Raw genomic sequence first — 11239 nt, 5'->3', positions numbered from 1 at the left:
CAGCAGAAGCGAATCAGGATGTAAATCTTGACGCCAATTGTGGCATCACCGTTCCAAATTTGGTTGACGGATCAAGTGCTACCGATAATTGTACCAACACCATTACACAACTTCCAGTTGCTGGAACAGTGTTAAGTTCAGCTCATAACGGAACAGTTGCTGTAGTTGTAACGGCAACCGATGCAGCAGGAAACACAGATTCAGAAACAGTTACCTTAACTGCCAAGGACATAACAAATCCAGTAGCAAAAACTCAATCAGTAACAATCTATCTGAATGCAAGTGGTGCTGCTTCTATAACAGCAGTCCAGGTGAATAATGCATCAACAGACAACTGTGCGGTGGTAAAATGGACACTCGATAAAACAGATTTTGTCTGTGCTGATACTGGATCAAACACTGTTGTTCTAACTGTTGAAGACGTCGCAGGCAACAGCAATACAGCAACCGCCACTGTAACGGTAAAAGACGAAGTTAAACCGGTAATAACTTGCAAACCATCAGCATCTAAATTTGTTGACCCTTATGCAACTTACTACACTGTTTCTGGAAATGAGTTCGACGCAACTGCAACAGATGCTTGTGGAGTGGCTTCACTGACTTACAAAATCAATGGTGGGTCTGCAAGTGCGAATGGTGCATCGCTTAATGGAGTTACATTAAATGTTGGTACACATACCATTGTTTGGACAGCAATTGATGTAAATAACAACAGTTCAACCTGCACAACAACAATCACTATTACAAAACGCACTACTACATTAACTTATAATGGTGATCTTTCAGAACAATACTCTGATGTTACAAATTTGAGTGCTATATTAACAGATAATGTTTCCGGAGCTCCAATTCAAGGTAAAACAATTACCTTTACTATTGGTTCGCAATCAGTAACAGGTGTTACTAATGGTAGTGGTGTAGCTACAGCAACCTTAAAAATAACTCAATCACCAATAAATACCTACAATGTAGTTTCAACCTTTGCAGGAGATGGTTCTTATGTGACTAGTAGTGATACTGATGGATTTGATATCCAACAAGAAAATGCTTTGGTTGAATATACTGGACCTGAATTCGTAGGAGAGCAAAATACATCTGCAAGCACAACACCTGTTTTATTAAGTGCTTCTATTAATGATATTGTAGATGGTCTTGGTCTTGAAGGAGATATTCGAAATGCAATAGTACAATTCTACGATATTAATGGTGGTGCAGCTATATCTGGTTGGTTAACTCCTGGGTTGGTTACTCCTGGAGATTTAACTAAAGGAATTGTTACCTATAATTGGAGTGCTTCAGTACCAACTTCCGGCTATAATTCAACAACTGTTGGAATAAGAGTAGGAACACAATCACCCGAAGATAATGGATACTATGTTGGTTATGGTCAAACAGTAATCAATGTGTATAGAATATCTTTAAACGAGTTTATTACTGGAGGTGGACATATTATTCCTGTAGATTCTAAAGGGCAATATGCTTCAGATTCAGGTAAAAAAGTTAATTTTGGATTTAATGTAAAATGGAACAAATCTGTTAAAAACCTTCAAGGTAACCTTAACCTCATTTTTAGAAAAGAAGGTAAGGTGTATCAAATTAAATCTACAGCAATGAACAGTTTGTCAATTATTTCCACAAATCCATGTTCGCAAAAAGCTACTTTTGTCAGCAAAGCTAATTTAACAGATGTAACCAATTCGGCTTTACCTATCAGTATCTATGGTGGTATAAGTTTGCAGGTAACGATGACAGATAATGGAGAGCCAGGAAAATCAGATATGATTGGATTTACGCTTATGGATGGTAATAACCTAGTTTATTCTTCAAGTTGGCCAGTGAATAAAACTCTGGAATCATTCTTAAACGGAGGAAATTTGGTAGTTCATAATGGAGTAACTTGTACAGCAGGAACATCTACAACATCTATAACATCTACTAAAAATCCATCTGTGGTAGGTGATTTGATTACCTTTAAAGCCACGGTTACTGGTGCTGTATATGTACCTAGTGGTACGGTTACATTTAATAATGGCACTACAGTTTTGGCAACTATAGCAATGAGTGGAGGTACAGCTTCCTATTCAACAAGTGCTTTGGTGGTAGCAGATCACGTAATTACAGCTTTGTATAATGGAGACGCAAAATTCAGTTCAAGTTCTAGTTCACTAACTCAAAAAGTTAATGCTGCTCCAACAGTCCGAACAAGCGCTCCAGTAATTGCAAAACAAGTGAAAGAAATACCAGTGGAAACCGTTCCTTTCAACGTAATTGCTTATCCAAACCCATCGACCCAATATTTTATTATTGACATAAAAGGCGGTACCAGTGAAAAAACAGAAGTGATTGTATATGATATATTAGGAAGAATGGTGAAACATATTCAAAATAGTGATAGCAAAGAAATCAAGTTTGGTGAAGAGCTTTCATCAGGTTCGTATATTGCGATTATCAATCAGGGCACTCAACAAAAAACAGTGAGACTGATAAAACAGTAAAGCTCATTTTAATTATAGGGTTTAAATTAACTCCATTTCAATATTAATTGGGATGGAGTTTTTTTATATACTGATTTATTGTTTTTGAATTTTAGTTTTTTTTTGAAAAAGGGAATTTATAAATATTTAATGGTTATGTGTAAGTTTCCAATGAAATGATTTCTATTCAATTTCTATTCAAGTAATTAGAACATTAAAAACCTAAATGACACTAGTTTGTAATGGAGTTTATGCTTTGAATACAGAGATTTTATTAATGCAAAATAAGAGAGTTGTTCCGTTTTATTAGGAAACCATTCATGTCTTACTAAATGGTAAAATAAAGTTTGAATATGGAAAAGAAATTCAATATGTTTCTTTGATTTTAAGCAAAAAAAAACACTCTGAATGCTCAGAGTGTTTTTTAGTTTATTGTATAAAAATCGATTTATAGAAACTCACCGTGTTGAGAAATATCTAAACCTAATTCTTCTTTTTCTTCACTTACTCTTAGTGGAGTTATTTTGTTTACAATAAAGAAAAGGAAATAAGATGCTGAAAATGCAAATACTGAAACTATAACTAAAGCAGTTAATTGATTTAAAAATAATGTGGCATCACCAAATATAAGCCCTTGGTTGTCTCCTACTACTGAGTTAACAGTTTTAGAAGCGAATACACCTGTTAATAGCATACCAACCATACCACCAACACCGTGACAAGCAAATACATCTAAAGCATCATCAATTTTACCTTTAGGGAATTTACTAACCACTAGATTACTAACAATACTGGCAAATATACCGATGAACATTGCATGAGGAATAGTTACAAAACCTGCAGCAGGCGTAATAGCTACTAAACCTACAACAGCTCCAATACAAGCTCCCATTGCAGAAAGTTTGTGTCCAAGAATTTTATCAAGAAATACCCAAGCCATTCCAGCAGCAGCAGCAGCTACAGTTGTTGTACCTAATGCTTGTACAGCTAAACCATTAGATCCTAATGCTGAACCTGCATTGAAACCAAACCATCCAAACCATAATAAACCAGTACCTAACAATACGTAAGTAATACGTGCAGGGTTAACTTTTTGTATTTTTCTTTTTCCTAAGAAAATTGCTCCAGCTAGTGCAGCCCATCCAGCGCTCATGTGAACTACAGTTCCTCCAGCGAAATCTAATACTCCCATTTTAAAGAAAACACCATCTGGATGCCAAGTCATGTGTGCTAATGGAGCATAAACAAGTAATATGAATAATACCATAAATAATAGGTAAGCCCAGAAACGAATTCTTTCTGCAAAAGCTCCTGTTATTAAGGCAGGTGTAATGATTGCAAATTTTGCTTGAAATAAAGCAAACAACATAAAAGGTATTGTTGGAGCAAGACTCCATGCGGTATTTGTATTAACACCTTGAAAAAACAAATTGGGTAACGGATTACCAATTACTCCTCCTATACTAGGTCCAAATGATAAACCAAAGGCGACAACTACCCATAAAACAGTAACAATTATCATAGCCATAAAACTTTGAAGCATAGTACTGATTACATTCTTTTTTCCTACCATTCCCCCGTAGAAAAAACCCAGACCTGGTGTCATTATCAATACAAGTGCTGTTGCAACAATCATCCAAGCTGTGTCGCCAGTATCAAATTTTACAGCTTCTGTTGGAGCTGGGCTGTCAATTATGAAATAATTTGAACAAAGGGTTAATACCAAAATCGTGATTAATATCACACTTAAAATAATTTTTCGCATTGTTTTTTAGTTTTAAATTTCGATAAAAATATAAAAATCATTAATAAGCCCCTTTAAAAATATGACTTAATGTTTTATTTTTGTCATTTTTTTAATCTAGACCCTATTTCATTATGGGTATATTATAATTTAAAGTTAAAATTTGCAATTTGTTAAAGTAAGGTTAAGAGAAATTATCTTTTTAGGAGATAATATAACAATTATTTTAAGAATTAGTAAGTCTATATCCTAACGCTTCTGTTTTTTATACTAAAAGTTGAATATCATTAAAAAAAATGCACCAATCGAAATGAATACAATTGATGCAATTTTTTAAAGTTAAAGTTAATGAATTATGTCTTTATTTTAAAAGATGTTGGCTTAGAATTTTATACACTTCATTGATGTTGTTTCCTCCTTTACCAAATTGTTTGACAATTGGTGTATTATCGTTGTTTAACCAAATTTTTAATTCCGCATCCAAATCCATTATACCGGCACTTTCTTTAGAGAATTTCTTGATGCTGGAATAGGGGATTGATACATAATCAGCTTTGGTTCCAACCAATTGTTTTTCGACTAAAATCAGCCTTTTATTAGTAAAAACAAACATGTCACGGATGAGTTTGAATGCTTTCTCAATTATTTCTCCATCAATTAAGATTGGCTCAAATTCTTTTGAAACATTTTCAATGTTTACTTCAGATGCATTGCCTAAGATGGCATTAAATAGTCCCATTATTTTAATTTATTTTTGATTGTATTTTGTTTTATATCTTTCGTTCAGCTTAGTTTGATGCGTTTCCAGACTAATCGTTCTTCCTTGAATAAAAGCATTGGTCAATTTATTGGTTCTCATGTCTAAAGCATCACCTTCGGAAATAAATAAAGTAGCATCTTTTCCTTGTTCTAAGGTTCCACATTGAGCATCAATTCCCAATATTTTGGCAGTATTAGATGTTATTAATTGTAAAGCTTGCTCTTTGTCTAGACCATATGCAGCACATGTTCCAGCTAAAAACGGTAAGTTTCTAGTGTTCATTCTTTCATGTGCACCACTATTTTCTAAGCCTACCACAACACCTTTGTCTGTCAGTAATTTAGCTGATTTGTATGGTAAGTCAATATCATCATCATCATTTTCTGGCATTTCATGAACTCGTTTAAGTAATACGCCAATATTATTTTTTTGCAATAATTCGGCTGTTTTGTAGGCTTCGTATCCACCAACAATCACCATTTTCTTAACTCCATTTTCTTTTGCAAATTGTACTGCATCGATAATTTGTTTTTCTTCATCGGCATGAATAAACAATGTTTGGCTTCCATCAAACAATCCTTTAGTAGATTCTAAAACCAAATTTCGATCTTTTGAACTATCACCTAAATAGGCTTTGGCATTAGCTAAAAAAGCAGACAGTTCTAAAACTTGTTTTGCATAATCCTTATTGGTTTCAATGCCTCCTGGTTCAAATCGGGAACCTGATCTTCTAAAAGTAGTAGGGAAGTTAACATGAATTCCATCATTTTCTTTTATAAGTGCATCTTTCCAGTTCCAAGCATCCAGTTGAACAATTGATGAAGAACCAGATATTGTTCCGCCACGTGGTGTGATTTGAGCCATCAAAATACCATTTGGTCTAACAGTTTCTATTACTTTAGAATCAGCTGTATAGGCAATAATACTTCTAACATTAGGATTCATAGTTCCAATCTCATCTTCATCATCAGAAGATTTTACGGCGTCAATTTCTACTAAGCCCAGGGTTGAATTTGGGGCAATAAAGCCCGGATAAACATGTTTTCCAGCTGCGTCAATAGTGAGATCATACGCGCCTTCTGCAAGCCGAATCACTCTGGCATCTGCTACTAAATTAATTTTTCCGTCAACGAATCCTATTGCGCTGTTCTCGATTATTTCTCCATTTCCTAAATGTGCCGTAGCATTAAGAATCAAAATAGATTTTGATTGCTTAACGGCTGGTGTTTGTTGTGCTCTTGCAAGCATTGAGATGCTACAGACTAACACTAAAAGATATATTTTTTTACTAATCATATTTATATATTTTTAAAAATTGCTTTGCTTTTTTGTAAAAGCTCGGTTTTTTGAAATCCAAATTATTCCGCTATTCTTCCATAGTATCACAGTGGTATTCTTTTTTCTCTGTTTTTTTAGGTTCTTGAGTGATCATCCCTTTATTTTTCTCTTGCAATAATTGACCAATCAACTCATTTCGTTCTTTAGCAATAGCTACTCTTTGTTCTGCATCTTTTTGAGCATCATAATACACTACACCTTCGATTAACGTTTTTTCAGCTTTTGCATAAATAGATAACGGATTGGCATTCCACAACACAATATCGGCATCTTTACCTACTTTTATACTTCCTACTTTATCATCGATATGTAATAATTTAGCAGGATTCAGGGTTACAAATTTCCATGCGTCTTCTTCTGAAATATTACCATATTTTACTGCTTTTGCTGCTTCTTGATTCAATCTTCTGGACATTTCAGCATCATCAGAGTTGTAGGCTACCACAAGTCCTGCATTGTGCATAATAGGTCCATTGAAAGGAATGGCATCATTTACCTCAAATTTATAAGCCCACCAATCTGAGAAAGTTGAGGCTCCTACACCGTGCTCTTTCATTTTATCAGCAACTTTATATCCTTCAAGAATATGGGTATACGTATTTACTTTAAAATTAAATTTATCAGCTACATTCATTAACATCAAAATTTCCGATTGTACATAAGAGTGACAAGTAATGAAACGCTCTTTATTTAATATTTCAGCTAATGTTTGTAGTTCTAAATCCACTCTTGGAGCTTTCGCTTTTGCTTTTTTACCAGTTGCATTGTAATTTTTCCAAGCGGTATCGTATTCTTTAGCACGTTGAAAGTAATCTGTAAAAACTTGTTCCACACCCATTCTGGTTTGAGGAAAACGGGTAGGATTAGTGATTCCCCAGTTTGCTTGTTTTACATTTTCTCCCAAAGCAAACTTGATAAAACCAGGTTGATCTTTGTAAAGCATCTCTTCTGCAGAAGCGCCCCATTTCCATTTTACAATTGCAGAACGTCCACCTATTGGATTTGCTGAACCGTGTAATAGTTGAGAAATGGTAACTCCACCGGCTAAATCTCTGTATATATTAATGTCTTCAGAATTTACTACATCTTGAATGGTTACTTCGGCACTGGAATTGTGCCCCCCTTCATTTACACCATTAGAAATTGCAATATGAGAATGCTCATCAATAATTCCGCTGGTTAAATGTTTGCCTTTTGCATCAATAATTGTTGCTGAAGCATCAGCAATATTTTTTCCAATAGAGGCAATTTTTCCGTTTTTGACCAATACGTCAGTTTCTACTAAAATACCGTCTTTTTCATTGGTCCAAACGGTAGCATTTTTAAATAAAAGTGTTTGTGTAGTTGGTTTTTTCAAATTACCATATGCAACATTAGGGAATGTTGTAGGCATAATTGCATTGTTCTTTTCAATTTTTGAGGAATCGATAGCTTTTACAAAAGGCGCTGTTTTTATTGCTGACCATTTCACTTCATTTCCATTGAATAAAACCGCTTTTCCCGAAAGAGTCTGATTGTCTTCAACATATCCGATTAATCTTGTGAAGCTGGTTTTAGTAGAATCGATAGGTTTGATTACCGTTGAAATCCAGTTATTGGTAAAAGTAAGTTTCGATTTTATTTTTTTGTTGTCAAAGGTTGTTATTTCAGATTTTGGTGCTGAAACTTCGCCATCAATCTTCCATTTGTATTTTTCAGTGTTAATGGTTAAATCATAATTTCCACGAATATCTTTAATTGTTATATCGTTAATTACAAATTTGTTCCCTTGAACCCAGTTTTCATATAATATTGTTTTCTCATTGAAAATCTCACCGGATGCAATTATAAAATTGGCTAAACTTCCTGTTTTCAGACTTCCTATTTCATTGCTTTTTCCTAAAATTGAAGCAGGAATAGTTGTCAAAGCTTCTAATGCTTTCGTTTTATCAAATCCGTATTTAATGGCTCTTAATAGGTTCGGTCTAAAATCTTCCAGCTTTTTTAATTTGTCGGTAGTCAAAGCGAAAACAATTCCATTATCAGATAAAACTTTAAGATTGGTTGGCGCTTGATTCCAAAAACGCAAGTCTTTCAATTCCATTTGATTGGCTTGGTTTGGGTCAGAAACATCATAAGCTTCCGGGAAATTGATTGGAATAATAAATTTCGAATTTGTTTTTTTGATTTCTTCAATTCGTTCAAATTCATTTCCGTTTCCTTTCAAGATGTAATTTAAACCAAATTCTTTCGCTATTTTGGAAGCTCTCAAACTGTTTAATTTGTCTTCAGAAGCAAATATTTGAACTAGTTTTTCATTATTGGATAAGGCTTCCAAGGATAAATCTTTGGTTGTGGCGTTTCCTTTTTTGTACCAATCCAAATCTAAATACATTTGACGAAGTAATGCCATCATTCCCATCAAAGAACTTGGATAGGCTTGATTTGTTGTGGCACTTTTAGTAAATGCAAAATGATTGGTTACTTTATCAGATAATAATTGGTTGCTTTTGTCAAAATTATTCAAGGCAATCAGTGTTCCTGATCCGCGAGCAATTCCGTCCTGAACGTGAGTTCCTACGATACCAAATCCAGCTTTTAATAATTCTTCGGCTTTCGTTTGGTCGTATTTAAAGCTTTCATATCCATTTACTTCTGAACGAATACTTTCGTTCCAGTAATGTCCTGTTTTTTTGGTGTCATACAAAGGATTTCTTTCAGTACTGCTGATTCCTTTTGGTTTTTCGATTCCAAAACTGGTATACATATCAATAAAGGAAGGGTAAATTGATTTTCCTTCTAAGTTAATTGTCATGCAGTTTTTAGGAATAGCGATGTTATTCCCTGCGCCAATAACTTTTCCGTTTTGGATTAATAAAGTCCCTTTTTCAATAATTTGTGTTGGTGTAACATAAATTTTTGCATTTGTAAAAGCGGTAAAATTGGTGTTTTTGTTTTGAACACTTTCATTATTGGGAAAGTATTCTTGTGCGTAGGTTTTTGGTAATAAAACACTGAAATACAGTAGAAGTAAGATTTTTTTCATAGTATAGTTTCTAATTATTCTCTAAAAGTAAAAAAAGGAATATGTTAAGCATTATTTTTTTTGATTTTAACATTTGTTTTTTTGAAGAAAAAAAACAAATCGAGCGACTCCGTAATATTATTCTAATTATTTTGACATAATTTTCTACTATTCTGTATCATTTTTAAATTTTGTAGGAATAATTATAATAATTAAAAAATGTTTAGCTAATTTTAGAATCAAATAAGTAAATATGCTAGTTAAAGTTTTTGGTAGTGCTGTTTTTGGAGTGGAAGCCACTACAATTACCGTAGAAGTAAATATTGATAAAGGTATTGGATATCATTTAGTTGGATTGCCAGACAATGCTATCAAAGAAAGCAGTTATCGTATTGCGGCGGCACTCAAAAATAATGGATACGCCATGCCGGGAAAAAAAATCACCATCAATATGGCGCCTGCTGATTTGCGCAAGGAAGGTTCTGCGTATGATTTGACTTTGACAATTGGAATTTTGGTTGCATCCGGTCAAATCAAAGCTGAGGATGTTGATAAATACATCATTATGGGAGAACTTTCCCTTGATGGCAGCCTTCAGCCGATACGTGGTGCTTTGCCAATTGCCATAAAAGCCAAAGAAGAAGGTTTTAAAGGTTTTTTTCTTCCAAAGCAAAATGCAAAAGAAGCCGCAATTGTTGCCGGATTAGATGTGTATGGAATCGAAAATGTTCAAGAAGTGATTGATTTCCTCGAAGGAAAAGGAACGCTGGAACCAACAACAATTGACACCAGAGCCGAATTTTATAAAACCTTAGACTTTCCAGAATTCGATTTTAGTGATGTCAAAGGACAAGAAAGTATCAAGCGTTGCATGGAAATTGCAGCAGCCGGTGGACATAATATTATTTTGATTGGCCCGCCGGGTGCAGGAAAAACGATGTTAGCCAAACGATTACCTAGTATTTTACCGCCCATGACGTTGCGTGAAGCGTTAGAAACAACTAAAATCCATAGTGTTGCAGGAAAACTTAAGGAAGTTGGTTTGATGAATCAACGTCCGTTTCGTAGTCCGCACCATACTATTTCGAATGTGGCGCTTGTCGGAGGAGGAAGTTATCCACAGCCCGGAGAAATTTCTATGGCGCACAACGGCGTTTTGTTTCTGGATGAATTACCAGAATTTAAACGTGATGTTTTGGAAGTAATGCGTCAACCTTTGGAAGATAGAGAAGTGACAATTTCCAGAGCTAAGTTTACGGTTACGTATCCTTCCTCGTTTATGTTGGTGGCGAGTATGAATCCGAGTCCAAGTGGTTTCTTCAATGATCCGGATTCTCCACAAACTTCATCGCCTCACGAAATGCAACGGTATCTGAGTAAGATTTCAGGACCTTTATTGGATAGAATTGATATTCATATCGAAGTAACTCCAGTTCCTTTTGAAAAATTATCTGATGACCAAAAAGCAGAGAGCAGTGTTGATATCAGGAAAAGGGTGACTTCAGCTCGTGAAATTCAAACCGAACGCTTTGAGCAAATGGAAAACATCCATTACAATGCGCAAATGAATACGAAACACATTCGCGAATATTGTGCCTTGGACGATGTTTCCAAGCAATTATTGAAAACGGCGATGGAACGATTGAATCTTTCCGCTAGGGCCTACGACAGGATTTTGAAAGTAGCGAGAACAATCGCCGACTTGGAAGCAGCTCCAACAGTAATTTCGAGCCATATTGCTGAGGCAATTCAATATCGCAGCTTGGATAGAGATGGTTGGTTGGGCTAAAATAGATTTCAGATTTTTGATTAACGATTTTTGATTTTAGATGTTTCACGGCTGTAAAATTGAGAATACGATTGCGCTAGCTGGGAAAAAAAGAAAAGTATAGAAATAAATAAGTCAAAAAAGAGATTTC

At 34.7% G+C, this 11239-nt stretch carries 6 protein-coding genes; 2 read left to right on the top strand and 4 right to left on the bottom strand.

Annotation, left to right across the window (positions count from 1 at the left end; all coding sequences use genetic code 11):
- Positions 1-2495: Ig-like domain repeat protein (locus QLS31_RS09495; protein WP_282743659.1), on the top strand; the 2495-nt coding region annotated here is incomplete at its 5' end.
- Positions 2496-2922: 427 nt separating this feature from the next.
- Here the strand turns inward: QLS31_RS09495 and QLS31_RS09490 are convergent.
- The 4 genes from QLS31_RS09490 to QLS31_RS09475 form a co-directional block, all read right to left on the bottom strand.
- Positions 2923-4239, bottom strand: a complete 1317-nt coding sequence (locus QLS31_RS09490) for an ammonium transporter (RefSeq protein ID WP_282743658.1) — start codon at positions 4237-4239, stop codon at positions 2923-2925.
- A 340-nt stretch (positions 4240-4579) separates the two neighbouring features.
- A complete protein-coding gene (locus QLS31_RS09485; RefSeq protein ID WP_099714982.1) occupies positions 4580-4957 on the bottom strand; it encodes a PH domain-containing protein in 378 nt (125 codons plus the stop codon).
- A gap of 9 nt (positions 4958-4966) precedes the next feature.
- A complete protein-coding gene (locus QLS31_RS09480) occupies positions 4967-6274 on the bottom strand; it encodes an amidohydrolase family protein (protein WP_282743657.1) in 1308 nt (435 codons plus the stop codon).
- Positions 6275-6344: 70 nt separating this feature from the next.
- Positions 6345-9341 (bottom strand): amidohydrolase family protein, encoded by a 2997-nt coding sequence (locus QLS31_RS09475; RefSeq protein WP_282743656.1) that lies wholly within the window; start codon positions 9339-9341, stop codon positions 6345-6347.
- Between the two features lie 232 nt (positions 9342-9573).
- Here QLS31_RS09475 and QLS31_RS09470 point away from each other — a divergent pair, with 232 nt between their 5' ends.
- Positions 9574-11109: a YifB family Mg chelatase-like AAA ATPase gene (locus QLS31_RS09470; RefSeq protein WP_282743655.1), complete on the top strand. Its 1536-nt coding sequence runs from the start codon at positions 9574-9576 to the stop codon at positions 11107-11109.
- Positions 11110-11239 lie beyond the last annotated feature (130 nt).

It is taken from the genome of Flavobacterium sp. XS2P24 (assembly GCF_030010285.1).
In the GTDB taxonomy this organism is placed as follows: domain Bacteria; phylum Bacteroidota; class Bacteroidia; order Flavobacteriales; family Flavobacteriaceae; genus Flavobacterium; species Flavobacterium algoritolerans.
Note: the sequence above shows the minus strand (reverse complement) of the source record. Positions and strands in the feature narration are given on the sequence as shown.

Bases quoted from the DNA above. Each gene is read 5' to 3' on its own strand.
- QLS31_RS09490 (WP_282743658.1), bottom strand. From the start codon at position 4,239: ATGCGAAAAATTATTTTAAGTGTGATATTAATCACGATTTTGGTATTA.
- QLS31_RS09485 (WP_099714982.1), bottom strand. From the start codon at position 4,957: ATGGGACTATTTAATGCCATCTTAGGCAATGCATCTGAAGTAAACATT.
- QLS31_RS09480 (WP_282743657.1), bottom strand. From the start codon at position 6,274: ATGATTAGTAAAAAAATATATCTTTTAGTGTTAGTCTGTAGCATCTCA.
- QLS31_RS09475 (WP_282743656.1), bottom strand. From the start codon at position 9,341: ATGAAAAAAATCTTACTTCTACTGTATTTCAGTGTTTTATTACCAAAA.
- QLS31_RS09470 (WP_282743655.1), top strand. From the start codon at position 9,574: ATGCTAGTTAAAGTTTTTGGTAGTGCTGTTTTTGGAGTGGAAGCCACT.